Source organism: Sphingopyxis sp. Soil_C_28, from assembly GCF_057657055.1.
Genome location: NZ_JBDGJE010000001.1, coordinates 808828 through 835219, shown reverse-complemented (window position 1 = coordinate 835219; position 26392 = coordinate 808828). Strand labels below are relative to the sequence as shown.

At 64.5% G+C, this 26392-nt stretch carries 25 protein-coding genes, 1 tRNA gene and 1 pseudogene; 9 read left to right on the top strand and 18 right to left on the bottom strand.

Features of this window, described 5'->3' with window-relative positions; genetic code table 11:
* Positions 1–35 precede the first annotated feature (35 nt).
* A complete protein-coding gene (locus tag AC3A43_RS03855; protein ID WP_487791211.1) occupies positions 36–1232 on the top strand; it encodes an alkaline phosphatase family protein in 1197 nt (398 codons plus the stop codon).
* Here AC3A43_RS03855 and AC3A43_RS03850 read toward each other — a convergent pair whose 3' ends face one another.
* Positions 1233–1754, bottom strand: a complete 522-nt coding sequence (locus AC3A43_RS03850; protein WP_487791210.1) for a homogentisate 1,2-dioxygenase — start codon at positions 1752–1754, stop codon at positions 1233–1235.
* A 1-nt stretch (position 1755) separates the two neighbouring features.
* Entirely contained in the window at positions 1756–3567 is a 1812-nt protein-coding gene (mutL, locus tag AC3A43_RS03845; RefSeq protein WP_487791209.1) for a DNA mismatch repair endonuclease MutL, read from the bottom strand.
* Positions 3568–3759: 192 nt separating this feature from the next.
* Between mutL and AC3A43_RS03840 the strand changes: the two genes are divergently transcribed.
* From AC3A43_RS03840 to AC3A43_RS03815, 6 genes are all read left to right on the top strand, one after another.
* Positions 3760–4806: a rod shape-determining protein gene (locus tag AC3A43_RS03840; protein ID WP_088441978.1), complete on the top strand. Its 1047-nt coding sequence runs from the start codon at positions 3760–3762 to the stop codon at positions 4804–4806.
* A 17-nt stretch (positions 4807–4823) separates the two neighbouring features.
* Positions 4824–5729, top strand: coding sequence for a rod shape-determining protein MreC (gene mreC / locus AC3A43_RS03835; protein WP_487791208.1), 906 nt, complete (start codon positions 4824–4826; stop codon positions 5727–5729).
* A complete protein-coding gene (locus AC3A43_RS03830; protein ID WP_487791207.1) occupies positions 5726–6247 on the top strand; it encodes a rod shape-determining protein MreD in 522 nt (173 codons plus the stop codon). The genes mreC and AC3A43_RS03830 overlap by 4 nt, the downstream gene beginning before the upstream one ends.
* 7 nt (positions 6248–6254) lie before the next feature.
* Entirely contained in the window at positions 6255–8165 is a 1911-nt protein-coding gene (gene mrdA, locus AC3A43_RS03825) for a penicillin-binding protein 2 (RefSeq protein ID WP_487791206.1), read from the top strand.
* Complete coding sequence (gene rodA, locus AC3A43_RS03820) at positions 8162–9268, top strand: rod shape-determining protein RodA (RefSeq protein ID WP_487791205.1); 1107 nt, start codon at positions 8162–8164, stop codon at positions 9266–9268. The genes mrdA and rodA overlap by 4 nt, the downstream gene beginning before the upstream one ends.
* Before the next feature lie 123 nt (positions 9269–9391).
* A tRNA-Lys gene (locus AC3A43_RS03815) sits at positions 9392–9467 on the top strand.
* An 18-nt stretch (positions 9468–9485) separates the two neighbouring features.
* On the opposite strand, the gene AC3A43_RS03810 is transcribed toward AC3A43_RS03815, so the two are convergent.
* The 14 genes and pseudogenes from AC3A43_RS03810 to AC3A43_RS03745 form a co-directional block, all read right to left on the bottom strand.
* A complete protein-coding gene (locus AC3A43_RS03810) occupies positions 9486–10589 on the bottom strand; it encodes a tyrosine-type recombinase/integrase (RefSeq protein ID WP_487791204.1) in 1104 nt (367 codons plus the stop codon).
* Between the two features lie 65 nt (positions 10590–10654).
* Positions 10655–10837, bottom strand: a pseudogene (locus tag AC3A43_RS03805) (helix-turn-helix domain-containing protein); the annotation flags it as partial.
* Positions 10834–11058, bottom strand: a complete 225-nt coding sequence (locus AC3A43_RS03800) for a DUF2274 domain-containing protein (RefSeq protein ID WP_487791203.1) — start codon at positions 11056–11058, stop codon at positions 10834–10836. The pseudogene AC3A43_RS03805 and the gene AC3A43_RS03800, both read right to left, overlap by 4 nt.
* A 1-nt stretch (position 11059) precedes the next feature.
* Positions 11060–12277 (bottom strand): TraB/TrbI/VirB10 family type IV secretion system protein, encoded by a 1218-nt coding sequence (locus AC3A43_RS03795; RefSeq protein WP_487791202.1) that lies wholly within the window; start codon positions 12275–12277, stop codon positions 11060–11062.
* The gene (gene trbG, locus AC3A43_RS03790) at positions 12274–13092 is read right to left on the bottom strand and encodes a P-type conjugative transfer protein TrbG (protein ID WP_487791201.1); all 819 of its coding nucleotides are present in this window, start codon (positions 13090–13092) and stop codon (positions 12274–12276) included. The genes AC3A43_RS03795 and trbG overlap by 4 nt, the downstream gene beginning before the upstream one ends.
* Positions 13089–13877, bottom strand: coding sequence for a conjugal transfer protein TrbF (trbF, locus tag AC3A43_RS03785; RefSeq protein WP_487791200.1), 789 nt, complete (start codon positions 13875–13877; stop codon positions 13089–13091). The genes trbG and trbF overlap by 4 nt, the downstream gene beginning before the upstream one ends.
* A 4-nt stretch (positions 13878–13881) precedes the next feature.
* Positions 13882–15204: a P-type conjugative transfer protein TrbL gene (gene trbL, locus AC3A43_RS03780; RefSeq protein ID WP_487791199.1), complete on the bottom strand. Its 1323-nt coding sequence runs from the start codon at positions 15202–15204 to the stop codon at positions 13882–13884.
* A 114-nt stretch (positions 15205–15318) separates the two neighbouring features.
* Complete coding sequence (gene trbJ, locus AC3A43_RS03775) at positions 15319–16035, bottom strand: P-type conjugative transfer protein TrbJ (protein WP_487791198.1); 717 nt, start codon at positions 16033–16035, stop codon at positions 15319–15321.
* A gap of 26 nt (positions 16036–16061) precedes the next feature.
* Entirely contained in the window at positions 16062–18497 is a 2436-nt protein-coding gene (gene trbE / locus AC3A43_RS03770; protein WP_487791197.1) for a conjugal transfer protein TrbE, read from the bottom strand.
* Entirely contained in the window at positions 18491–18751 is a 261-nt protein-coding gene (locus AC3A43_RS03765; RefSeq protein ID WP_487791196.1) for a VirB3 family type IV secretion system protein, read from the bottom strand. The genes trbE and AC3A43_RS03765 overlap by 7 nt, the downstream gene beginning before the upstream one ends.
* A complete protein-coding gene (locus AC3A43_RS03760) occupies positions 18748–19092 on the bottom strand; it encodes a TrbC/VirB2 family type IV secretion system protein (RefSeq protein ID WP_487791195.1) in 345 nt (114 codons plus the stop codon). The genes AC3A43_RS03765 and AC3A43_RS03760 overlap by 4 nt, the downstream gene beginning before the upstream one ends.
* A complete protein-coding gene (gene trbB, locus AC3A43_RS03755) occupies positions 19077–20066 on the bottom strand; it encodes a P-type conjugative transfer ATPase TrbB (protein WP_487791194.1) in 990 nt (329 codons plus the stop codon). The genes AC3A43_RS03760 and trbB overlap by 16 nt, the downstream gene beginning before the upstream one ends.
* Positions 20063–20470: a CopG family transcriptional regulator gene (locus AC3A43_RS03750; protein WP_487791193.1), complete on the bottom strand. Its 408-nt coding sequence runs from the start codon at positions 20468–20470 to the stop codon at positions 20063–20065. Before AC3A43_RS03750 ends, trbB begins: the two co-directional genes overlap by 4 nt.
* Entirely contained in the window at positions 20467–22506 is a 2040-nt protein-coding gene (locus tag AC3A43_RS03745; protein WP_487791192.1) for a conjugal transfer protein TraG, read from the bottom strand. The genes AC3A43_RS03750 and AC3A43_RS03745 overlap by 4 nt, the downstream gene beginning before the upstream one ends.
* Before the next feature lie 395 nt (positions 22507–22901).
* Here AC3A43_RS03745 and AC3A43_RS03740 point away from each other — a divergent pair, with 395 nt between their 5' ends.
* The gene (locus AC3A43_RS03740; RefSeq protein ID WP_487791191.1) at positions 22902–23237 is read left to right on the top strand and encodes a GFA family protein; all 336 of its coding nucleotides are present in this window, start codon (positions 22902–22904) and stop codon (positions 23235–23237) included.
* A 548-nt stretch (positions 23238–23785) separates the two neighbouring features.
* Here the strand turns inward: AC3A43_RS03740 and AC3A43_RS03735 are convergent.
* Positions 23786–24430, bottom strand: coding sequence for an alpha/beta hydrolase (locus tag AC3A43_RS03735; protein ID WP_487792017.1), 645 nt, complete (start codon positions 24428–24430; stop codon positions 23786–23788).
* A gap of 178 nt (positions 24431–24608) precedes the next feature.
* Here AC3A43_RS03735 and AC3A43_RS03730 point away from each other — a divergent pair, with 178 nt between their 5' ends.
* Complete coding sequence (locus tag AC3A43_RS03730) at positions 24609–24791, top strand: hypothetical protein (protein WP_487791190.1); 183 nt, start codon at positions 24609–24611, stop codon at positions 24789–24791.
* Between the two features lie 96 nt (positions 24792–24887).
* Here AC3A43_RS03730 and AC3A43_RS03725 read toward each other — a convergent pair whose 3' ends face one another.
* Positions 24888–25958, bottom strand: coding sequence for a sensor histidine kinase (locus AC3A43_RS03725; protein WP_487791189.1), 1071 nt, complete (start codon positions 25956–25958; stop codon positions 24888–24890).
* Between the last annotated feature and the right edge of the window lie 434 nt (positions 25959–26392).

The following is a 26392-nucleotide window of genomic DNA, read 5'->3' as shown; positions in this document are numbered from 1 at the left end:
CCGGACCGTCATGGATCGCCCCTAGCGGAACCCGCATGATACGCTTTGTCTCGCTGCTGCTCGTTTTCCTGTTTCCCGTCGCCGTGCAAGCGCATGACGAGAGCGCGCGGGTGCCTGTAACCATATTGATCTCGATCGACGGGTTTCGGGCCGACTATCTCGATCGCGGAATCACGCCGAACCTGTCACGGCTGGCGGCGGAGGGTGCGCACGGCAAGTTGCGTCCGTCCTTCCCCACCAAGACCTTCCCCAATCATTATGCGATCGTGACCGGCAAGCGCCCCGACACCAACGGCATCGTCGGCAACAATATGATCGACCCGCGACGCCCGAACGTGAAGTTCAGCCTTGGCGATCCGAAGCAGTCGCTCGATCCCTTCTGGTGGGACGAAGCCGAGCCGGCGTGGATCACGGCGGGCAAGGCCGGCGTCCGCAGCGCGACGATGTTCTGGCCAGGGAGCGAGGTTGCGATCCACGACAGCCGGCCGCCCGACTGGCTGCGCTATGACGAACATGTCGGCTATGCCCAGCGCGTCAACACCATATTCGACTGGATGCGCCGCCCGGCGGATATCCGGCCCGCTTTCGTCACCCTCTATTTCGAGGCGGTCGACAATGCAGGGCACGAATTTGGCCCTGACAGTGCCGAAGTGAACGCGGCGATCGCGCAGGTGGACACCCGCATCGGCGATCTGGTCGCAGGCCTTTCTGCGATGCAGCAGCCGGTGCAGATGCTGATCGTCGCCGATCATGGCATGCGCGCGATCGACGAGGCGCGCGTGATCCAGCTCGCCGACATGATCGACCTGCCGAGCATCATCGCGGTCGAGACCGGCCCCTATGCCGCGATCGAGCCCGCCGCCGGCACCGACGATCGCGTTTACAGGGCGTTGCTGAAGCCGCACGATCATATGGTGTGCAACCGCCGCGAAGCGTTGCCGAAGCGGCTGCATTACGGCCAGAATCCGCGCGTTGCGGCAATCATCTGCATTGCCGAGCCGGGCTGGACGATCCTTGCCGGGCCGCCGACCTGGCCCGTGAAAGGCGGCGCACACGGTTATGACAATCAGGATTCCGAGATGCTGGCGCTGTTCGTCGCGTATAACAGCGGGCTGTCGGGCGACGTCGGGATCGTCGACAATATCGAAGTCTATCCGCTGTTGATGCGGCTGATCGGGATCGCCCCGCTGCGGAGCGATGCCGTGGGAGAGCTTACGAAACGCCTGCCCTGATCAGTCGCGCAGCACCGCCATCGCGTGGATCGACGCGGTCGGCGCGTTGATGATCTGAAGCTGATAGCGCCCCTGCGTCACGTCGAACTCGACCATCTTGCGGATGCCCGAACAAGCGGGGCCATGTCCGTGGGTGAGCGATTTCACCACCGCGCCGTCGCGCACAAGATCGATCCACGCGCCCGCATCGAGCGCAACGACGAGCCGCCCCGCCTTCTTCACGTCGATCGGAATCATCCCGCCGAATTTGTAGACATCGGGCTTGCGTTCAGGCGCGATGCCATAGCGCAGGCTTTCAAACTTGTGCAGCGGCAATTCGGTACGCGCCGCGCCGAGCGGCGACCAGTCGGCGCCAAGGTCGGCGCCATAGGCGTAGATGGTCTTGCTCGACGTGTTCCGTGCCCAGTCTGCGAGTTCGGGCGGCAGGACGGGTGCCGCCGGACAGGAATGCGCAGCAGGAGCCGCGGAAGCTGCCGCGGGCAAGGCCGCCGCGAGCGACATGGCAATGATCCGAAACCCCATCCTATTTCCTCCCGAACAATTTCTCGACATCGTCCATCGCCAGCTTCACCCATGTCGGTCGCCCGTGATTGCACTGGCCCGAATGCGGCGTGATCTCCATCGTGCGCAATAGCGCATTCATTTCGGCGACGTTCAGCGTGCGACCGGCGCGCACCGATCCGTGGCAGGCCATCGTCGCGGCGACCAGTTCCAGTCTTTCATTCAGGCCCAGCGCCGCGTCATAGCCCGCCAGATCGTCGGCGATATCGGTAACGAGCTTCTGGCAATCGATCGCGCCGAGCATCGCCGGCGTCGCGCGGACCATCACCGCGGCGGGACCGAAGCGCTCGAGTTCGACCCCGAGCGCGGCAAGCTGCAGCGCCGCGGCCTCGAGCCGGTCGCATGCGGGCTCGTCGAGCTCGACGACTTCGGGCAGCAGCAAGCCTTGCGACGGCACCGCCTGCCCGGACATGCCGCGACGCAGCTGCTCGAGCACCAGCCTTTCGTGCGCGGCGTGCTGGTCGACGATGACGAGACCGTCTTCGGCTTCGGCAACGATATAGGTCTTTGCGATCTGCCCGCGTGCGATGCCGAGCGGATGCGCCTCGGCTCCAGGCACCGGCGCGGTCGCAGGTTCGGCGCGGCCCATCGGCAGCGCGTCGCGCGGCGGCGTGAAATCGACGATGCGGTCGTGCAGCAAGGCCGTTGTCGCACCATCCCCCCAATGGGCAGGCGGGACTTGCGCGTACGACGGATTGCCTGCGAACAAGGTGGGCACCGGCGGTTGCGGCGCGACGGGTTCCTGCTGCCACGCCGCGAGCGCAGCCTCGGCCGGACGCTGCACACTGCGGAATCCATGTTCGTCGAGCGCGCGGCGGAGGCCGCCGACGATCATGCCACGGATCAGCTGCGGATCGCGAAAGCGCACCTCGGTCTTCGCCGGGTGGACGTTCACATCAACCTCGCTCGTCGGCACATCGAAGAACAGGGCAACCACGGGATGACGGTCGCGCGCAAGCAGGTCTGCATAAGCGCCGCGCAGCGCGCCGACGAGCAGCCGGTCCTTCACCGGACGGCCGTTGACGAACAGATATTGATGGTCGGCGATGCCGCGATTGTAGGTCGGCAGGCTGATCACGCCGCCCAGATGCACGTCGCCTCGGTCGATATCGACCCCGATACTGTTCGCGGCGAGATCGCGCTGGGTCAGCGCCGCGACACGCGTCAGCTGGTCCTGCCCGCCCTGCACGTCGAGCACCCGGCGCCCGTCATGCTCGACGGTAAAGCCGACGTCGGGCCGCGCCATTGCAAGCCGTTTCACGACATCGATGCACGCGGCATATTCGCTGCGTCCGCTGCGCAGGAATTTGCGGCGCGCCGGGACGCGCGCGAACAGGTCCTCGACTACGACCCGGGTCCCTTTGCCCAGCGCCGCAGGGCCTTCGGCCGTCACCGCGCCATTATCGACGACTCGCCGCCAGCCGTCACCGCCCGCCACGCGGCTTTCGAGCGTCAGCCGCGCGACACTGGCGATCGAAGGCAGCGCCTCGCCGCGAAACCCCAGCGTCGTGACATCCTCGATCGCATCGTCCGGCAGCTTCGAGGTTGCATGGCGTTCAAGCGCGAGCGCCATGTCGCCGGCGGTCATGCCGCAGCCGTCATCCTCGACCTCCAGCCGCGCGATCCCGCCCTCGGCGATTCGCACCGAAATGCGAGTCGAACCGGCATCGATGGCGTTTTCAACCAGTTCCTTGAGCGCCGCGGCGGGTCTTTCGACCACTTCACCGGCTGCGATCCGATTTACTAGCTTTTCCGGCAGGCGACGTATTGACATGGCCGCTCTCCTAGCGCAGTCGAACGCAAATCGCGACCCATCCGCACAGCCCTGATCATTTTGTCCAGCCACCCCCTGTGGACGAGCCGGAATCTCCCCCTGATTGTAGCTGTCGCCGGCCGGGCGCACGGTAAAATCACGATAGGGGCGCGCCCATCAGGGGCGCGGCTTCGATGACAGGAAGCAGTATCGATGTCCTTCTTTTCCCGCTGGTTCAAATTCAATTCCCAAGACATGGCTATCGACCTCGGCACCGCCAACACGGTGGTTTATGTCAGGGGCAAAGGCATCGTTCTGAATGAACCCTCGGTCGTTGCGGTCGAGACGATCAACGGGATAAAGCGGGTCAAGGCGGTTGGCGACGACGCCAAGCTGATGATGGGCAAGACCCCCGACAGCATCGAGGCGATCCGTCCGCTGCGTGACGGCGTCATCGCCGACATCGACGTCGCCGAACAGATGATCAAGCACTTCATCACCAAGGTCCATGGTGGCAAGCCCAACGCGTTCCGCAGCCCCGAAATCGTGATCTGCGTTCCCTCGGGCTCGACCAGCGTCGAGCGCCGCGCGATCCGCGATGCCGCTTCGAATGCGGGTGCCAGCGAAGTGTGGCTGATCGAGGAACCAATGGCCGCCGCGATCGGCGCCGACATGCCCGTCACCGAACCGATCGGTTCGATGGTCGTCGACATCGGCGGCGGCACGACCGAAGTTGCGGTGCTTTCGCTGCGCGGCCTGGCCTATACCACCTCGGTCCGCGCGGGCGGCGACAAGATGGACGAAGCGATCGTCTCCTATGTCCGCCGCCACCATAATCTGCTGATCGGTGAAGCGACCGCCGAGCGGATCAAGAAGGATTTCGGCATCGCGCGCATCCCCGCCGACGGGGTCGGGCTGACGATCCACATCAAGGGCCGCGACCTCGTGAACGGCGTGCCCAAGGAAATCTCGATCAACCAGGCGCAGATCGCCGAAGCTTTGTCCGAGCCGATCGGCACGATCGTCGAGGGCGTGCGCATCGCGCTGGAAAATACCGCGCCTGAACTCGCTGCCGACATCGTCGACCAGGGCATCGTCCTGACCGGCGGCGGCGCGCTGATCGCCGAACTGGACGAACTGCTCAAGGAAGCAACCGGACTGCCGGTGACGGTGGCCGACGATCCTTTGACCTGCGTCGCGATCGGCACCGGCCGCGCGATGGAAGACCCCGCCTTCCGCGGCGTGCTTCAGCAAGCCTGATAGGGCGACTCTGAACCATGGTCCGCCCGGCACATCGACGTCCGGGGCAATCCCGAAAGGCCCAATACAGCCTGTTCGTGGCCTATGTCATTGCGGTGACCGGGGCCGTGGCCGGGTTGCTGCTGGCGATCCTGTCGGTCGTTGATCCCGTCGGCTTCGCCCAATTGCGTGTGGCGAGCCAGGAAATTTCCGCGCCCGTCGCGCGCGTGACGCGGTCGGTCATCGGATCGATTTCGGGCATCGACGACACCGTCGGCGCCTATGTCAGCGCGGGCACGCAAAATCGACGGCTGCGCAAGGAACTCGCCGACACGCGCCGCGAACTTGTTGCGACCAGCTCGCTGCAAGAAGAAAACCGGCAGCTCAAGGGGCTGCTCAAGCTGCAGGAAACCGACAAGACCGCGCTCGCCAACGGCTATCTCCTGACCTCGACCTCGACGAGCAGCAAGCGCATCGCGCTGCTGAGCATCGGGCGCAATCTGGGTGTCACCGCGGGCCAGCCGGTACGCGGTGCCGACGGGCTGATCGGCCGCGTGCTCAGCGCCGGGCCGTCGGTGTCACAGATTCTGCTGCTGACCGACGTCGACAATATCGTCCCCGTCCGTCGCGCACGCGACGGCCTACCCGCGCTCGCCAATGGTCGCGGCAACGGCGACCTCGACATTCGTACGCTCAACATCGCGAACAATCCTTTCAAGCCGGGCGATATCCTCGTGACCTCGGGCACCGGGGGGCTCTATCCGCCTAACATCCCGGTGGCGATCGTCGTGCGGCGGCAAGACGATGGCGCCCTCGCACGCCCGCTCGCCGACCCGGGCAAGGTCGATGCGGTGTCGGTGCTGCGTCCCTATACCCCCGACAATATCGAAGCGCATGGCCGGCCCGGCCCCGCTACGCCCCCGCCCCCCACCGGCGCGCCATGAACCAGAAAGGCCCGCGCCTCGGCGAACCGGCATCGCTGTGGCGGATGCGGATCGTCCCGATTGCGAGCGTGATGTTCGCGTCGGCGCTGCCGTTGATGCTGCCGCTGATCGCCAACTCGCCGGTGCTGCCGCCGCTCGGGCTGCTTTTCTTCCTGTGCTGGCAATTGCTTCGCACCGAAATATGGCCGGTGTGGATCGGGCTTCCGCTCGGTCTGTGGGACGATCTGTTCAGCGGTCAGCCCATCGGCACCGCGGTGGGCCTGTGGACGATCGCCAGCATCGTGATCCATTATTCGTCGCAGCGCATCTATTGGCGCGGTTTCTTTCACGACTGGGCCATTGCAGCGTTGCTGATCGCGATCATCCAGTCGCTCGCGGCACTGATCGTTCACCCGCATGCCGCGACCGGGCGCGTACTCGGCCTCGTGGTGCCGCAGATCGTGGTTTCGGCACTGCTCGTCCCCTTGTTCATGCGCCTGACCGGCAAGTTTGACAATTTCCGCCTGAGACGCCGATAAATTACCGATGCCGCGCAAAAAACTCCCCCCAATTACCGAAGCCTTCAGAGGGATCGTCTTCACCCGCCGCGCGCTTGTCGTCGGCGGAGCGCAGGCGGCCGTGGGCGTCGCGCTGGCGGCGCGTATGGCTTATATTTCGGTCATCGATAACGACCGTTATGTCCTTGAATCCGAAAGCAACCGCGTCAACCTAACGCTCGTTCCGCCGCGCCGCGGCTGGATCGTGGATCGCAACGGCAAGGCGCTGGCGAACAACCGCGTCAGCTTGCGCATCGACATCATTCCCGACCGTTTGCACAACAAGGAACTGGTGCTCGGGCAGCTCCGGACGTTGCTGCGCCTCGACGGCGATACGATGGAACGGATCAACCGGGACTTGAAAGCCGCTTCGGGTTTCCAGCCCGTCGCGGTGGCCGAGGATATGACCGAGGCCGAATATAGCTCGATCCTTGTCCGCCTGCCAGAATTGCCCGGCATCGCGCCGCAGCGCGGCTTTGCGCGCAACTATCCGACCGGCGCTGCTGTCGGCCATCTGATCGGCTATGTCGGCGCGCCGACCGCCGAGGAATACCAAAAGGTCAAGGATCCGCTCTACATCACGCCGGGTTTCCGGACCGGCAAGGACGGGCTCGAGAAATATTTCCAGCCGATGCTCCGCGGCCAGCCCGGCGCCAAGCGGGTCGAGGTCACCGCACGCGGCAAGGTTGTCCGCGAGCTGGGCGTAAAGCCCGATACGCAGGGCAAAACGGTTCACCTGACGATCGACGCCGACCTGCAGGATTATGTCGCGCGGCGCATGGGGCGCGAGTCGGGCGCCGCGGTCGTCATCGACTGCCAGAACGGCGATATCCTTTCGTTCGTGTCGATGCCCTGTTTCGACCCCAACAGCTTTTCCGACGGGATCAGCAGCTCCGAGTATGCATGGCTGCGTGCCGACGATCATCAACCGCTGATCAACAAGGCCACGCGCGGCCTGTATCCGCCGGGATCGACACTGAAGCCGATGGCGGCGATCGCCGCGGTCGAACATGGTGTCGATCCGAGCGAGCGGCACACCTGCATCGGCGGCTATCGCCTCGGCAGCCGCTTTTTCCGCTGCCTCGGCACCCATGGCAGCGTCGACATGCCCACCGCGATCATGAAAAGCTGCAACAGCTATTTCTACTGGCTCGCGCACCGCCTCGGCTATGATGCGATGGCGCCCACCGCGCGCCTGCTCGGCCTTGGCGAGGAGTTTCAGCTTGCGGGGAGCAACCAGCGTTACGGAACGATCCCCGACAGCGCGTGGAAGATGAAGAAATATGACCAGCAATGGTCGGCGTCGGACTCACTGAACGCGGTCATCGGACAGGGTTATGTCAGCGTCAATCCGCTCCAGCTCGCCGTGATGGCGGCGCGGATTGCATCGGGTCGCCGGCTTTATCCGCGCCTGATCAACCGCGAATTCAAGAACGAACCCCTGCCCTTTTCGGCCAAGGCTCTCGAAGCCGCGCGCCATGGCATGGACCTCGTTGTCAACGGCCCGGGCGGAACCGCCGGACGCAGCCGCCTGCCGCTCGACGGCATCACAATGGCGGGCAAAACGGGCACGGCACAGGTGCGCGGGCTCGGCACGGGCAATGGCAAAAGCGGGACGTGGAAATTTCGCGATCACGGTCTGTTCGTGGGCTTCGCACCGGTCGATAATCCTCGTTACGCAACAGCTGTGGTGATCGAGCATGGCATGGGCGGATCGCGCGCCGCGGCGCCGGTAGCCAAGGATTTCATGACCTTCCTCTTCGATCGTGAAAAAGCGATGGAAGCGCTCACGACATTCGAGGCCGGCTGGGGCGGGACGATCAAGGAACGCATGGACCGCGACTATGCCGCATGGAAATCGGGCGCGGCGAGCGATCCCGAGCCCGGGGTGCCGCAATGATCCCAGTCCCGCCCGCCATCCAGCGCATTCCGTGGAAACTGATCGCGATCCTTGCCGGGATCACCGGCTTCGGCCTGCTCGTCCTTTATTCGGCCGCAGGCGGCAACTGGTCGCCGTGGGCTTTACAGCAGGGCTTGCGTTTCCTTGTCTTCCTCGGCGTTGCGCTCGTGATCGGCCGCTTTCCGATCCGCATCTTCGAAGACTTCTCCTATATCGCCTATATCGGCGTGCTAGTGCTGCTGATCGCCGTCGAATTGCTCGGTTTCGTCGGCGGGGGCAGCCAGCGATGGCTCAACCTCGGCTTCATGAACCTCCAGCCATCCGAATTGATGAAGGTGACGATCGTCGTCGCGCTCGCGCGCTTTTATGCGCAGCTGCCGCCTGGCAATACGCGGACCTTTACTGCGCTCTGGCCGGCGCTGGTGATGATCGGCCTGCCGGCGGCGCTCGTCATGTTGCAGCCCGATCTCGGCACCGCGCTGTCGATCTGCATCGGGGGCATCGTGGTGATGTTCGTCTCTGGCCTGCCCTTCTGGTGGTTCGGCAGCGCGGCGGCTGCCGGTGCGGCGGCACTGCCGGTGCTCTTCTCGTTTCTGCACGACTATCAGCAGAAACGCGTGCTGATCTTCCTCGATCCCGAAAGCGACCCGCTCGGCGCGGGCTATCATATCAGCCAATCGAAAATCGCGATCGGTTCGGGCGGCATCGGCGGCAAGGGTTTCCTCAACGGGTCGCAAAGCCACCTCGATTATCTGCCTGAGGGGCACACCGACTTCATCTTCGCCACAATGGCCGAGGAATGGGGCCTGATCGGCGGTTTTGCGCTCCTCTTCGGCTTCTTCCTGCTGCTTCGCTGGTCGACACGCGTTGCGCTCCGCGCCCGGACGCGCTTCGGTCAACTCACCGCGGCGGGGCTGACGATGACGATCTTTTTCTACATTGCGATCAATCTGATGATGGTGATGGGCCTCGCCCCCGTCGTCGGCATTCCGCTCCCGCTTTTCTCCTATGGCGGTTCGTCGATGCTGACGATCATGACGTGCGTCGGTATCATCCTCGCCATCGAAAACGACAGCAAAACGGGCACGCGGCGCTTTCATTGAGAAAAAACTTTGCCGAAAAGCGGTCGAGGGCATTGCCATCCCCACAGTGCCATGATAGCGGGCCGCTCGCTTCGCAGCAAAGAGGACAACTCTTCGCTGCAAGGCACGCCTGAAAATGGCAGTGGACGCATAGCTCAGTTGGTAGAGCAGCTGACTCTTAATCAGCGGGTCCTAGGTTCGAGCCCTAGTGCGTCCACCATTTTCTTTCCCTTACACTTCAACGACTTAGGTCGGTGCCGGCCACGAGCTTGAGCCGCGTACGGCTCTCACTGTGACCCTTTTTGTGACCTTCGGGCAAAACCGCGAATGGCGGTTGTCCGCCACTCTCGGGTGTGACCTCGAAAGTCAGCTGGTCGGCATAGGGCGCCAGATGCTTCGTCGACATATGCGCGTAGCGGCGCACCATCGTCTCGGACTTCCAACCGCCCAGCTCCTGAAGCACCCAGGTGGGCACGTCATTCTGCCTAAGCCAGCTCGCCCAGGTGTGGCGAAGATCGTGCCAACGAAAGTCGGTGATCCCTGCCCGCTTGAGCGCCTCCCGCCATGTCTTCGTGTTCACTTGGCCGAGCGGTCTGCCCTTGAAAGTGAACACATGTTCGTGCTGGATACCCATGCGCCGCCGAAGGACCGAGACGGCAAGGTCGTTGAGCGGAACGCCCAGCGCCTCGTCATTCTTGGTCTCGCCGTGCCCGATCGTGACGATGCGGCGGGAAAGGTCGACCTGCTCCCAGGTCAGCCGCTTGATATTTCCCTGCCGCAGGCCCGTGGCGAGCGCGAACAGCATCATGTCTTGCTGGTGCGCCGGTAGCTCCTTGAGAAGACGCTCGGCCTGTGCGTGGGTCAACCAGCGCACGCGCGGCTTTGCTTTCCTCACATAGGTCTTGAACGCAGGGATATGCTCGAGCCATTCCCACTCGCGCATCGCCTTCCGGAAAATGGCGCGAATGAGCGCCACATAGAGATCCTTGGTGCGATCGCTACGGCGGGCAAGCTGGCGCGAGACGATCCCGTCGATCATGTCCCGGCTCACCTGATCCAGCATCTTGCCGCGCAGATGCTTCGTAAACCAACGGATCCGGCTCACATCGTCCCGGTAGGACTTCTTGTGCGCCATTTCCTTCAGCCAGCGAAGCGCCGCTTCGTCCCAGCTACGCCGGGGTTTCCGCTTCAAGCGGGCAAGATCCCACAACTCGGCCTTCAGTCTGTCGTGATATTCTTCGGCCTTGGTCCGGTCGGACGTTCCAGTAGATCGTCTAATGCGCGTTCCGTCCGGAGCTGTGAGCTTGACGTAGTAAATGTCTGCACGTTTCCAGAGTGCCATAACGCCTCCTTTGAAAAGGCACTCGGCTGCATTCGTGCAGGTGCAGAATAACCTGCCCGAATCCAGGCGACAAGGTCTCGCTCCACAAACCTCCAGAACCGACCAATTTTCACGCAGGGTAACCGCCCCGCTTTCGCGTGTTCCCGCACCGTATTGGGGTGAAGCTCGAGCATCTCGGCGGCGCGATCGACGCCGCAGAGCCGTGGCGTCGCTTCGTACCCAGTGTCTGCAGCGTCGGCTTCGGTCACGGCCCGGACCTTTGGCGCCGCGTCTTTGCGAACTCGCGGTCGCTCTCGAGAAAGGCGTGGAGCATGTAGGGAACGAGATCGGCGGGTTTCTCTTGCCTTCCGTAAGCCGCCTCATACGCCGCGGCGTAGTCGGCCAGCGCCTGTTCGAGGTCAGGCATGATTTCGATCGTCAATTTGACGGGCTTGCGGTCGGGCAGCCGGGCGAGCTTGAGATCGGCCATATCAGCCTCCCCACGGCGCAAGGACGAGGTCTTTATGGACGATGACGCGCACTGGCCAGCCGGGCCGAACGACGATGGACGGCTGCATGTCGAGGCTCTTCTCGACGAGCCGGTCGCCGGCACGCCCGCCACCCTGCTGGGCGGATTCGCGGATCGCGCGCACAATATCGCTTTCGTTTTCGCCGAAGCTGAGCTCGGTGCCAACGCCGAGCAGGGTTGAGAGCGCGACGCCTTTGATCAGCTGCCAGCCATGCGCGTCGACGCGATCGCGAATGCCGGCATAGCCCGAAGGATCGCTCGCGGGCGCATCCTCCAGCGTCAAGGATGCGCCGTCGGGCCAGATGATGCGCTTCCAGACGACGAACGCCCGCTGTTGGCCATAACCAGTATCGCTCTCGTAGCGCCCGATTAGCCGCGCGCCTTGCGGGATGAGCAGGGTCCGGCCCGTCACGCTGTCGAAGACATGTTCGCTAACCTGCGCGATCACGATCCCCGGCAGTTCGCTGTTGAGCCCGGTAACAAGGCTGGCGGCGATGACGCTACCGCTGGTGACCAGCCACGGCGAGGGCGCCGCTTCGATTTGATGCGGACTGACGTTGGCACTGCCCGCTGTCGTAGCCGCACGCGATGTAGAAGCCGCTCCCGCGTCCGCGGAGCCTGCCGTCGCCGCAGCGCGTGCCTCGTCAGGCGCAGACGTCATAGTGCGGCTCGGTCCAAGCGACATCAACACCGCCGACTGGCGCGCAGCCAACTCTTCGGCCATTCGCCGTTCGCGCTCGGCCTCGACTGCCGCCGCGGCATCCTCCTTGGCATGCCCGGACGGATATTCGCTTTCCATCTTGCGCTGATGTTCGAGAATGGGTCTGCCGAGATCGCCGGGGAGCGGAGGTCCGAGCTTCGGGATCTCGTCGTAGCGGTCCGGCGTACCGGCGAGCGCTTCGGGCGCCTTGCCCTGCCCCTTCTCAAACATCTCTTCGCCATTTGCCGCGAGCTTGAACGACGTCGGCTCCAGCGCGAACCACATTATAGCGGTAATCGCCAGCGCGCCGACGGCAGCGACGCCGATGATGATTTCGCGGCGGAAGCGTGCAACGCGCCGCGGTGCACCTCGCAATATGAGGGTTTCGGGGTCGACCTTGGCGGCCGACGGCTCGATCGGTCGATCCGCAGGGGCCGCTTCGTCGGACTCGCGTGCCGATCCGGTCTCCGGCGCGCTCACCGCGGGTCCCCGGTACGAATAATCCGGACAACGGCCTGGCGCTTGGCGCCGTGCCGCAGCTCGGCGCGTGCGAACAGACGGTCGACGACGTAGAAGCGGCCCGAGACGCGGTAATTGACGAGCTCGGGTTCGCCGCCCTCTCCGCTCACGAACAGCGGAGGCGCCTCGCCCTGCGCAAGGCTCGGCGGGAATTCGATGAAGGTCTGGCGCCCATCGTCGAACGCGCGCAGTGGGCGCCAAGCGGGCTTGTCGCCGCGGATCGCATAACCGAATTCGAGACTGACCGGGTTGATCGCCGAGCGCGCCTCGATCGCCGCGCGCGTCGAACTCGCGGCGCGCTCGATCGCGAGAAGACTGTCGTGCGGGTAGGTCCAGGATACCGTGGCCATCGCCGTGCGCACCGTACTCGTGAGCGCCAGGTGATAGACGCGACGGTCGGTCGTGATGATCAAATTCGTAGCGAGAGCAGGCGCGAGGGGCTTGATCATGATATGGACGCGGCGCGCCTCGCCGGTGCCGCTCGTCGTGTCGCCGACGGTCCAGCGCGCGGTGTCGCCCGCCGCGACAGCGACCAGCGCCTCGCCCGGCTGGAGCGCGATGTCGGTGACATGCTCGGGCGCGGTGACGAGCCGATACACCCCGCCCTCGACATAGGCATAGGTCTGGATGGCGCCGCGATAATCCTGCGCGCGCGGCTCCTTGACGGCGGCGGCCGCCGCCGCACGCACGCGCTCGACCGCCCCCGGGCCGGCGCTGGCGGACGAGGTCAGGACCGCCGCACCGGCAGCGGCAAGGATCGGGCGGAAGCAGATCATGGCAGGGCTCCTTCGGAGATTGCGGTAACGGGAGGAATTTCGGCGGGCGGCTCCCGCGCAGGCTGCGGCGGTGCGGTCGCGGCGTCGGGACGCCGCTCCTCGCGCTCATATTCGCGGCTCCAGTCGATCGCTTCGACATAGAGGCCGAGCGGATTCTTGCGGAGGACGTCGGCGGAGCGCGGGGGCTTCACCGCCGCAGTCAGCATCGCGGTCCAGCGCGATGTCGTTACAAGACTGCCGCGCTCGTATGCACTTTCCTTCCATTTCACCTGCCACGATCGCGGCGAAGCGCGCACGACGCTCGTGATCTCGACCGAGACCGAACGCATTCCGACCTGAGCAAAGGGATCGGAACTGCGCGCATATTCGTTGAGGAACAGAGCGCCGCGCTCGCCTGCGAAGTCATAGGCGGCGAGCCAATTCTCGCGCATCAGCACCGGGTCGAGCGAGATGCCGCGGACATTAGCGATGAAGCGCCCGAGCGCCCACGCGATCTGCGGGTCGGTGGGATTGTAGTCGGCGGCCGCGGGCGCGACGCTGCGCGCTTCGCCGAGCCGGTCGACCTCGACGACATACGGTGTGACGCGGCTCTGCACCGACTGCCAGACGAGACCGGCGGCGAGGCCGGTCGAGAGCAGCAGTCCACCAAACGCCATGATCCGCCAGTTCCGCGCTTGGATTCGAGAGGTGCCGATCCGGTCGTCCCACGCCTGTCCGGCGCGCTGATAGGGTGTGACCGGCTCGGGGGTTCGCCCGTAACGCTGAATGGCTCGCTTGAACTTCATCGGATCAATCCTCCTTCTCGGCGATGTCGGGGCTCGCGCCGCTGCCGCCGCGGCTCCCGTCGGAAATCACATGGGCGGTCGCCTGCCGCGCCGAACGACGGCGCTGGTCGGCCTTGAGATCGGTCGCCCACGCTGGCGCGGCGGCCGCTGAACCGGAATTTTCATTGGATTGTTGAGGCGCGAGCCGCGCGGGACTGTTGCCGGCATTCCAGGCCGCATCGCGGCCGGCTGCAGCAGCTTCGCCAATCCCGCTTGAACCAACCGCACGGCGCGACGCATTGACCGCCGCACCTTTCGCGGCGGTCGCGAGGCCCGAAAGACCGGCGCCGATCGTTTGCGAGCCCGAGGTTTCCTGCCCGAGCTTGTACGATGTCGAGGCCGCGGCTCCCATCGACGTCCCGGCGCGGACCGCGCCGAGCGCGGCGCCGCTGCCTGCGCGTGCGGCCGCCATACCCGCGCCACCGGCGACGATCATCGTGCCTGCGGCGGCCGCGACCGTACCGACGGCGGCGCCCGCACCGAGCTGGGGCGCGCCCGCAACAAGGCCCGAAGCGATGCCGGGTCCGTAGATGCCGAGCCCGAGCAAGGCCAGCGCGCCGAGCGCCAAAGACATCGCTTCCTCGACGTCGGGCTCGGAGCCCGCCATCGTCGTGAGAAAATCGGGAAAGAAGCCCGAGCCGATGCCGACGATCACGCCGAGTACCATCACCTTGACGCCCGACGATATGATGCTGCCGAGAACGCGCTCGGCGAGGAACGCAGTCCGGTTCCACAGCGCGAACGGCATAAGCGCAAACCCCGCAAGGCTCGTTAGCTTGAATTCAATCAGCGTGATGAAGAGCTGGATTGCAAGGATGAAGAAGGCGAGGATCGTGAGGACCCAGGCGATCAAGAGGACCACGATCTCGAGGAAGTTGGTAAAGAAATCGATCGGACCGAGCAGCTCCTTGATCTGGTCGATGAGCGGATGCGCCGCCTCGAAGCCCGCGCCGGCAAGACGTCCGGGCTTCAGAAGGTCTTCGGCAGAAATCGTGCCGCCGCCGGCGGTGATGCCGAGCCCGGCGAAGGAGCGGAAGATGATATCCGAAAGTGCCCCGAAGTTGCCGATGATGAACGCGAAAACGCCGACATAGAGGATCTTCCTCAGCAGCTTCGCGATGACGTCATTCTCGCCCCCCATCGCCCAGAAGAGCCCGGCGAGCGTGATGTCGATTCCGATCAATATGCTGGTGAGGAAAGCGACATCGCCGCCAAGCAGCCCGAAGCCGCTGTCGATGTAGCGGATGAAGGCTTCCATGAAGCGGTCGATGACATTGAGATCGTCCATCGGTCGGGCTTTCGAAGAAGATGAAGGGTCCGCGGGGTCTCGGGGGAGCGTTCGAGACCCCGCGGCGAACGGCGGGCCAGGAGAGGGGCAGCCTCGCGCCGTCCGTGTCGCTCGTCAGCGGATCGGCGTGTAGGCCTTGCCGTCGCCGAGGAAGCGACGCATGCGCTCGCGTGCTTCCGCCGCGCTCTGCGCCGCGCGTGCGCGGTCGATCATGTCGGCCTCATAGGCGGCGGCCATCATCTGCTGGAGTTGCGCTTGCTGCTTGGCTGCCAGAGCGAGGAGCTGGTTGGTGGCTTGCTGGGCTTGCAGGCTGCCTTCGGCGCCCGAGCTTCGCGCCGCGACGTCGGCCAGCAACGCAGCATCGTCCTTCACGTCGGCGGCGATCCGCGACTGGACCGCGAGCGTGCGCCGGTACGAGGCCATGGCAGCCTCGAGCCGCGCCTTAGCATTGGCAACGCTCGCCGACCGGGTCATGCCGGCGAAATCCTTCGGAAACAGCGCCGCCATGCGCTCGTCGAGCCGGTCGACCCCGAAGTCGATCCCCTCGGCTTGCCCCATCAGCCCGTCGACGCGCGCGAGATTGTCCTTGAGCTTCTGGAGTTCGGGGAAATCAACGCGCTTGAGATTCTTGTCCATGTTGGACAGCATCTGCGCTTCATTCTGCAACTGCCTGATTTGCTGGTCGATCTGCTTGAGCGTGCGCGCCGCGGTGAGCAGGTTCTGCTGATAGTTTGCGCTGTCGAACACGGGCATTGCCGCTGCGGGCGGCGTTGCCAGCATAAGCGCCGGGACGGCAGCGCCGATCAGGATCATATGGGCAAGCGTCTTCATAGCAATTCTCCTTCTTGGGGGCTTGGCTAGTCAGTCGTCTCGGTCTCGGGAAAGCCGGCGAGAAGGTCTGCGGCCCAGTCGAGGTCGCCATCGCGTAGAAACTGTGCCGCGAAATCGCCTTCGCCATGCTCGGCGAGGATGGCGTCGATCCGCGCCTGCGTCGCCGGATCGGATGCGCCGCAGAGCGCCAGCGCGACGGGTCCGAGGCCGAGCTCGAACAAGCGGTTGCCGCGCGCCGACTGGAGATAATATTGACGCTTCGGCGTCGCGCGCGCGACGAGCTCGATCTGCGCCTCGTTGAGCCCGAAGGCGGCATAGGCGGCGCGACCCTGCGGCTCGACCGCGCGATCATTCGGGAGCAATATGCGCTGCGGGCAGCTTTCGATGATCGCGGGCGCGATGCTGCTGTTCGAGATATCGGCGAGGCTCTGCGTCGCGAAGATCACCGCGACATTCTTCTTGCGGAGCACCTTCAGCCATTCGCGGATGCGCGCCGCGAAGAGCGGATTGTCGAGAAAGATCCAGGCCTCGTCGAGGATGAGCAGCGTTGGCCGTCCGTCGAAGCGGGCCTCGAGGCGATGGAAGAGGTAGGACAGGACCGGTTCGACGACGCTCGCCTGACCCATCAGGGTCTCGGTCTCGAAACATTCGATCGAACCAAGCGACAGTCCCTCTTCCGCCGCATCGAGCAGCCGCCCGTGCGGCCCTTCGAGCGTGAAAGGCTGGAGCGCCGTCTTCAGCGCATTGGACTGCAGCAGCAGTGAAAGGCCGGTAAGCGTCCGTTCGGGTGCTGGCGCGCTCGCAAGGCTCGTTAGCGCCGACCAGATCGCATCCTTGATGTCGGGCGTCACCGCAACGCCTTCGTGCGCAACGAGCGAGGCGACCCAGTCGGCGGCCCAACTCCGCTCTTCGGCGCGATCGATCCCGCGCAGCGGCTGGAAGGCGAGCGGCGTGTCGCCTTCGCCGAGCGCATGATGCCGCCCGCCCATCGCCAGCACCGCGGCGCGCGCCGAATTTCCCTTGTCGAAGAAATAGAGCTGGGCGTCCGCGTAGCGGCGGAACTGCAGCGCGATCAGCGCGAGCAGCACGGACTTCCCTGCCCCCGTCGGTCCCGCGATCATCATATGGCCGACGTCGCCGACATGCGTCGACAGGCGGAACGGCGTCGACCCCCCGGTCTCGGCCAGCAGCAGCGGCGGCCCGCCGAGATGGCGGTTCCAGTTCGGCCCCGCCCATACCGAGGACAGCGGCATCAGGTGGGCGAGATTGAGACTGTGGATGAGTGGCTGCCGGACGTTGGCGTAAACGTGGCCCGGCAGCGACGACAGCCACGCCTCGACCGCGTTAACGCTTTCGCGGATCGCAGTGAAACCCAAGGAATGGACGATACGCTCGGCCGCGCGCAGCTTCTCCTCCGCGCGAGCACGATTCCGGTCCGACACAGTGATCGTCGTCGTCAGATAGCCGAAAGAGACATGATCCCCGCCGAGCGCCTGGAGCGCGGCATCGGCGTCGACGACCTTATTGTCGGCATCGCTGTCGAGCAGTTGCGCCGGTTGGTTGTACATCACTTCGCGGAGCAGCGCCGAGAGCGACTTGCGCTTGTTGAACCATTGCCGGCGAAGCTTGGTGAGCGCCGCGGTCGCGTCGGCCTTGTCGAGCGCGATGAAACGCGTCGTCCAGCGATAGGCGAAATCCTGCCCGTTAAGCGGGTCGAAGATGCCGGGGCGGCTGATCGAGGGGAAACCGAGGATCGTCAGCGACCGGAGATATTGGTCGCCGAGCATCGGCTCGAGCCCGCCGGTGAGCGGCGTGTCGGCGAGAAAAGCGTCGAGATACATCGGCGTCGCGGGAACGCGGACGCGGTGCCGGTGCGGAGAGATCGCGCGATGGAGGTAGGTCAAGGTCTCGCTGTCATCGAGCGCGCGGACTTCGGGCATGAAACTCGCCATCAGGTCGATCGCGCGCAGGCTCTCGGCCTCGAAGCGGGCGAGCGCCTCGCGCCAGTCTCGCGTGCCTTGCGCCGCCTCGGGCCGTTCAATGAGCGCGCGGCCGGCGCTGTCGGCCTGGTCGGCGGGCGGCATCCACACGAGCGTCAGGTGGAAGTGGCTCTCGAAATGCTCGCGCTCGCTGTCGTCGAACGCGGCGCGGCGTTCGGCATTGACGAGCCACGAGGCCGCATCGGGAAAATCGCTTTCGGGATAGCCCGCCGCGGCGACGCGTTCGGCCTCGAGGAAGAGCGCCCAGCCAGATCCGAAACGCCGCAGCATATTGTTCGCGCGGGCGCACGCGGCGACGAGCTCGGCCTCGGTCGCGCTGTCGAGATCGGGGCCGCGAAAGGCGATGCTGCGCTGGAAGCTGCCATCCTTGTTGAGGATGATGCCGGGCGCGACAAGCGCCGCCCACGGCAGATGGTCGGCGAGCCGGTCGGCACGCGGCCTATATTCGGCGAGGTTCAGCATGACAGTTCGCCTTTCTGGCGAAGGTGCCGCGTCAGCACCGGCGCAAAATCGGGATCGCGCTTCGCAGCGAACACCATGAGCGTGTGTCCGAGCGCCCAGAGGATGAGGCCCGCGATCCATTGTTGGAGCCCGAGCCCCATCGCCGCGGCGATGGTGCCGTTGACGATCGCGAGCCCGCGCGGCGCGCCGCCGAGCAGGATCGGCTCGGCGAGCGACCGGTGGATCGGCGCCTCAAATCCTTCGAGACGGCTCATGCGACGAGCGCCCCGCCGCCGAAGCTGAAGAAGGAGAGGAAGAAGCTCGACGCAGCAAAGGCGATCGAGAGGCCGAAGACGATCTGGATCAGCCGCCGGAAGCCGCCCGAGGTTTCGCCGAACGCGAGGGTCAGACCGGTGGTGATGATGATGATCACCGCGATGATCTTGGCGACCGGGCCCTGCACCGACTCCAGCACCTGCTGAAGCGGCTCTTCCCACGGCATGCCCGATCCCGCCGCGAGCGCGGAACCGGCAAGACCCAGTGCGAGGGCTGCCGCGCCGAGGATCGAGGGGCGGTCGACGCGATGAGATGCAAGAACAATCAAAGACATGGACATTCTCCTTCAGGCTGGATCGGAAGTTCGGTGAGCGCATAGTCGCCGGTCGTGAGGACGCCTTCGACGCGCGCGATTGTCGCGATGCGCCGCGCGGCGCCGCGTCCGGCGATGAAGACGATGAGGTCGATCGCCTCGGCGATCAGCCGCCGCGGAACGGTGACGACGCTCTCCTGGACGAGCTGCTCGATCCGGGTCAGTGCCGACGCCGCGCTGTTGGCATGCACCGTAGCGATCCCGCCCGGATGGCCGGTGTTCCACGCCTTGAGCATGTCGAGCGCCTCGGCGCCGCGGACCTCGCCGACAATGATGCGATCGGGCCGCAGCCGCAGCGTCGAGCGGACGAGATCGGCCATCGACACCGCCCCGGTCCGCGTGCGCAGTTCGACGCGATCGGGCGCCGGGCATTGCAGCTCTCGCGTGTCCTCGATCAGGATCACGCGCTCGTCGAGGCTCGCCATCTCGGAAAGGAGCGCATTGGCGAGCGTCGTCTTGCCCGAGCTGGTGCCGCCGGCGACGAGAATATTGAGCCGTTCGACGACCGCCAGCGAAAGGAGGCGCGCGGCCTCGGCGCTCGCGATGCCGGCGCTCACATAATCCATCAGCGTGTAGACCCGCGCGGCAGGCTTGCGGATCGAGAAGCAGGGCGCGAGGCTGACGGGCGGGAGCAGGCCCTCGAAGCGCTCGCCTGCCCCCTCGCCGTGCGGCGGCAGTTCGGCCGATACGATCGGTGCGGCGGCATGAACTTCGGTGCGCGCGTGGGATGCGACAAGCCGGATAATGCGCTCGACCTGATCGGGCGCCATCCGCACGCCGGTATCGACCCGGCCCTCGCCGAGGACGTCGACGCGCAGCGCGCCATCGGGATTGACCATCACCTCGACGACATGCGCGTTCGACAACGCGGCCTCGATCGCCGGGCCCATCGCGGTGCGCAGCATCGTGCGCCGGCGCTCTGCCGAGACGGCCGCGCTCACGATCCGCCCCCCGAACCGAAGCTGGCGCGGCCCTCGCGGAAGGCCTCGGCGACTTTCATTGTGAACCATTCGAAGCGCTCGCGGCCTTGCGCACGCGCGACATCGTCGCCCTCGACGACCGGCGGCACCGATGCGAGCAGGTAGCGCACGAGGAGCGCGAGGATTTCGATCTCGATCTGGCTGTTGCGCTCGATCCGCGCGAGCGTCCGCGCGAGGCCGTCGAGGCGCGGCCCAAAACGTTGCTGCAGTTCGTTGACACCCTGGCGCGTCAGCCAGGCTTCGAGCGCCTCGGCGAGTATCGTCGATTTGGTCACGCCGGGCTTTCGCGCGAGCAGCGTGAGTCGGTCGCTGAGACCGCGCTCGATGAAGAGCTGGTGTCGAACCTGGCTTCCGCGCGCGCTCACAGCCCGAGCCCCAGCTGCTCGCCGCCCTGCGAGACGGCTTCGTCCATTGCGTGACCGATCAGCACCGGCGCGAGCGGACGGACGCGATCGATCAGCTTCTTGTCGATTGCCGGATCGACATCGTCGTCGATGCCGAGCGGATTGGACGGACGCACTGTCTCGACGCGCGCCGCGGGCTGCTCGGCGAGCTCGGGCTCCTTCGCCTGCTGCGCTCCGCCTTCCTCGACTATGGCGTCGCCGGCTTCGTCCGCATCCTCGATTTCGGGGGCGACGGGTTCGGCCACGCAGCCGCTCCAGTCGTCGCCGCGAACCGCCGGGCAGTCGGCGTATCGGTCGTCGGCCAGCGCGGGCGCCGGACCGAGGCGCGCCTTGAAATTATCGTCCTCGAAATAGCGCAGCTTCTTTGCTCGGATCGGTGCCAGCCCCGCGACGAGCACCAGCTCATCGGTGGACGGCAGCTGCATGACCTCGCCGGGCGTCAGCAGCGCGCGGGCGGTTTCCTGCCGGCTGACCATGACATGCGCGAGCCAGGGCGCGAGCCGGTGGCCGGCATAGTTGCGCATCGCGCGTTGCTCGGTCGCGGTGCCGAGCGCATCCGAAATGCGCTTCGCTGTGCGCTCGTCGTTGGTCGCGAAGGCGACCCGGACGTGGCAGTTGTCGAGGATCGCATTATTCTCGCCATAGGCTTTGGAAATTTGGTTCAGCGACTGCGCGATCAGGAAGGCACGGATCCCATACCCCGCCATGAAGGCGAGCGCGGTCTCGAAGAAGTCGAGGCGGCCGAGCGCCGGGAACTCGTCGAGCATGAGCAGCAATTGATGGCGCCGCACCGTTGAGCGTCCGTCGTCGAGCTTCTCGGTGAGGCGGCGCCCGATCTGGTTGAGGATCAGGCGGACGAGCGGCTTGGTCCGCGAGATGTCGGACGGCGGGATGACGAGATAGAGCGAGAGCGGCCGCTCGGCGGAGACGAGATCGGCGATCCGCCAGTCGCATCCCGATGTCACTGCGGCGACGGTCGGGTCGCGATAGAGGCCGAGGAACGACATGGCGGTCGAGAGCACGCCCGAACGCTCATTCTCGCTCTTGTTGAGGAGTTCGCGCGCCGCCGATGCGACGACCGGATGAACAAGGACTTCCCCGTCAGTTCCCAGATGATTGGTACGCATCATCGCCACCAAAGTCGCGGCGAAGCTGCGCGACGGATCCGACAGGAAGGTCGCGACACGCGCGAGCGTCTTCTCTTCCTCAGCGTAGAGAATGTGGAGGATCGCACCGACGAGCAGCGAATGCGATGTCTTTTCCCAGTGGTTGCGCCGCTCGAGCGCCCCTTCCGGGTCGACGAGGATATCGGCGATATTCTGGACGTCGCGGACTTCGCAGGCGCCCTTGCGCACTTCGAGCAGCGGATTGTAGCGCGCCGAGCGCTCATCGGTCGGATCGAAATAGAGGCAATGCGAGAAGCGCGATCGCCACCCGGCGGTCAGCTGCCAGTTCTCGCCCTTGATGTCGTGGACGACCGCCGAGCCGGTCCAGCTGAGCAAGGTCGGGACGACGAGCCCGACGCCCTTCCCGCTTCGTGTCGGCGCGAACGCCATGACATGTTCGGGCCCGGCGTGGCGCAGATAGCGGCCTGACAGGCGGCCCAGAAACGCGCCGGCATCGCCACGCAGTCCCGCGGCGTCCACCTCGCGCTCTTTCGCCCAGCGCGCTGACCCGTAAGTCGTGACCTGGCCCTTCTGGCGTGCGCGCCAGAGCGAACCACCAATCGCCGCGCCGCAGCCGATGAAGCCACTCGTAGCTGCGAGCGAGCCCGCCTTGTCGAAGACATGCGGCGCATAGGCGTCAAAATGATACCACCATGGGAAGAGGTCCCACGGACGATAGATCGGCAAACCGCCAAAGCGGAACCATGGCGCGCCAAGCTCGGACTGATATCCGAGCATCGCCGCAGCCCATTGCGTCGCGGACCAGACGCCGAGGATGACAATCGCGAAGACGATCAATATCTGGCCGATGAGCAATTTGGTCGGGGTCATGATGAGGCTCCCGCCCGGACGATCATGTCCGGGCCCGAGCCCATAAAATCCGCGCTAGGCGGTCGAATTCACAGTACATTCCCGCCGCACCGAACTACACCTTGGGCGCATTTCCGGCGGACATTGGTAGTTTAGGGGCGGTGTGCTTTTGGCGGGAGGCTGAGAGAAGCGGACGTCCGCGGTGCGTCGTATGGCCATGACGGGAAGCGACAGATTGCTGCCATTTGCTATTGCAACGTCGGGCACAAATAGCGGACATGACGCATGACAAAAGATGGCCACCCATCACTGACTAACGACTTCCGGCTCTTTGTCGGCGGCCGATCATCGTATCTTGAGGGGCAGCAGGAAGGGAAAGACACAGGCAAGCGGGTAGCAGGCTTAGGAGTAGAGCTATGAGTCACGAGGGAAGCTGCCATTGCGGCTCAATCCGGATAGCCGTCAATGACGATCCAGTTGACGCGTCTGAGTGCAATTGCTCCATTTGCCGGAGAACGGGTGCCCTTTGGACATATTCTTCTCCAACCAAGGTGAAAGTGAGCGGCGAAGGTATAGGATATGTACAGGGCGACAAATGTCTCACCCTGTTTCACTGCAACACATGCGGAGTCATTACGCACTGGTCCCCGATTGACCCCGATTATGATCGAATGGGGATCAATTTGCGGCTTTTTGAACCCAGTCTCTGGACAGAATTGCCGCGTCTCTATGTCGACGGCGCTAGCTGGTAACCAGCACTAGTTCTCTATGCGGGTCATCGGGCCAGAGCGTGGGTTTGCGATGGATACAAATGCCTAACAAGAGGCGTGTCTACTTCCCACCCCTCGTCGGACCCTCCATCTAAATCGAGCGCGCTAGGTCCTCCGACCGGTGGACCTGGCCGATAGCGGACAATCGGCTCTTGGGATGCAAGTCAACCAAGGCCGTCAGCCGAGCGAGCATTTCGAACGCTTTGGCCAGCATGGGCCAATGAAACGGAACGATCACTGCAAAGGGCCGTATTCTCCAGCGGCGGGCCGTTCGACCTCGCCCTGGGAGAAAGACAATGAAAAGGCTTCTGACAATTTTCATACTTGGCAGTTCGATGCTCGCACTGTCTGCTTGCAACACGGTGGATGGTGCAGCGAAAGACGTCGAATCCGCTGGCGACTGTGCCGATGGAGTGAAGGGCAACTGTTAAGGCCGCGCGGTCTAATTGGCATCGACCGAGACTCGCGGTTCAACCGCAAGTCGCCGAGCTGAAGCGGTCCGGTTTCATCACCGGACCGCTCAAAGCGGACTAGCGAGCGAAGGCCTCCGCCAGGAAATCACGGCTGAGGCGAAGTCCGACCGGATCAATTGTGTGCGCCACACCGTAGGAGACGTGCGTCGTCACGTCGACGCCGAGACGCTTGAGCTCGCTCTCCGACATATGCAGCGCCGCGATCGGGACGACCGGATCGGCCGTACCGTGCACCAATAGCACGGGCGGCTTTGGAAGTTCTCCGTGATTCAGGCCGAGCGTCCCTGCCAACATGCCAGAATAGCCAACGACTGCAGCCACAGCTTGTGGACGACGCAGCGCGACATGCAGTGCCATCATCGTCCCTTGACTGAAGCCGACGATAGCCAGGTCAGCCTCGCTCAGACCATATTGCGCGAGCTTGCGGTCGATGAAGGCGTCGATCGCCGGCGCGGCCGAGGCCGCGCCGGCAGCGAGCGCCGCAGGCGCAAACCCGGAAAGTCCCCACCATTGATAGCCTGCCCCCATCATTCCGCAGCGCTGCGGCGCGTGCGGCGCAAGGAACAAGGTGTCGGGACGAGCGTCCTGCCACTGTGGCGCAAGCGAGATCATGTCCGTCCCGCTCGACCCGAAGCCATGCAGCAGCAGGACGAGGCTGTTCGCGGCCGCCCCGGACCGGGGCTGCAAACTTGCTCCATTCACAATCTTCAAAACGCTGTCACTTCCATGTCTGCCCAGGACTATTTGGGCACGAACAGCCAACCCGGCAACCGCGCCGCAAATTGGCGCGCTTTCATGATATTCTCCAGGCATGAAGACTGGCCTCGAACGAGTCGCCCGTGCGCTTTGCGAGCTGGATGCCAATCCAGCCGACGCAACGATGGACGGCAAGCCGCTTTGGCAGGATTATCTGCCCGAGGCTTGGGCAGCAATCATGGCGCTGCGCGAGCCAGACCCCGTCATGATCGGCGCAGGCGCCAATAAGGCGGCCGAGGGCCCGAGCGAAGACATCGGCGGGATTTATCGATGCCGCGATGGAAGGACAGACCAACGCGTCGTCTAGCGGAGCGTAGTGGCGCAGTCGCTTGTGGCCGATAGCGGTCGGTCCGTTATCAGTCGCAAAACCGGGGAAGCGGACGGCAAGGATAGACCGAATTGGCTAATTGGCAGGAGCAGCGTCTGCCCTTGCGAAGGATATGGTCACGCTCAAGCCTTCGCCGAGCTTGGAATCGACCATGACCTGAGCCGAAGCATTTTGTTTGAGCGACTGCACTATGATCGCACCAAGTTTTCCCGGCTTCGGCCATGACACGCTATCGGCCAGACCGACGCCATCGTCGGAGACAGTGATGTGGCAACCGACATCGTCGATCAGGCTGTGGAGGGTGATCGTGCCCCCTACACGTCCGGCGAACGCATGCTTGAGCGCATTCGTCAGCAGCTCGTTGACCACGAGCCCCGCCGGCATCGCCACATTGACCGACGCCATCCAGCTATCGAGCTTCATGTCGAGCCGGACGCCCTCGGTTGCATGCGCTGCCATGACCGATGTCGCAATCTGTCCGAGATAGATGCCGAGGTCGATACTGTCGTCCGCATTTTCACGCGAAAGGGTGTCATAGAGCACGCCGAGGGCGTTGATCCGGCCTGCGAGCCGATCGAACCTCTCGCCGGTGTCGCTGTCGGGAATGTTGCGGGCTTCGATACGGATGAGCGCCGTGATCATCTGAAGATTGTTTTTGACGCGATGCTGGAGCTCGCGAAGCTGCGCGTCCTTTTCCGCCAGCGAGGATTGCACATCCTGTTCGCGTTCGCTGCTGGTCCGCGCCAGGGCAACGAGGCGGAACAGCGGCGTGCCGTCTTCGTTTTCAATGACGTTCGACCAGGCATCGACATTGATGGCGCCGGCCTCCTGTTCGATCTTAAACTCCCCGATATAATCGGCATCCTTCCTGACCGCATCGCGCAGGAGTCTGTCGTCATCCGCGGGTGACGCTACCCCGGGCAGCGCGCGCCAGCTCTTGCCTTCGATGTCCGCAATCGGATGGCCAGTCAGGCGCTCGAACTCAAGGTTTGCATAGGTGATGGTTTCCGAGGGATGGAGTTCCGAAACGGCGACCGCGACGGGTACATGGTCTAGAAACTGCTTGAAGCGCTCATTGTCGAGCGCCTGCGCCAGGTCGGGCGTATCGAGCAATGCGCCCACTTTTTCGGCATTTTCGCTCATCATTCCACTTCCCCGCTCGCTGCTTGCCTCGCATAGCGGCTTAGCCTTCGCACTGCCATTTGTAATGCCTTCGTCTCTTATGACGGTTTGCCATGGGAGGCGCTGCGGCCCCATCGCCTAAGCACAGGCGGTGGTGTCGCGATCGTGAATTGCATCGCCAGGAGGTGTTCAGAAGCGTCTGTCGAAAAGGGTAACGTTGCTTTGCCAGCGCTCCCGACAAGGACTCCCGGGTCGCCGCTTCTCGGGAACGCCCGATCGGCGGCCTACCCTATCATTTGCTAAATTTGCTAAATTCGACACCAGCAAAGCACACGCCGGAAACCCCGGAATTCTTGACTTTCTTCATGCCTTGGTCCATAAGGGAACCGCTAACGTCGCCTGCGACGGATTTTTGATACCCCCTCGGGGCGGATACTTCCTTTCTCTCGCTTCCAGCT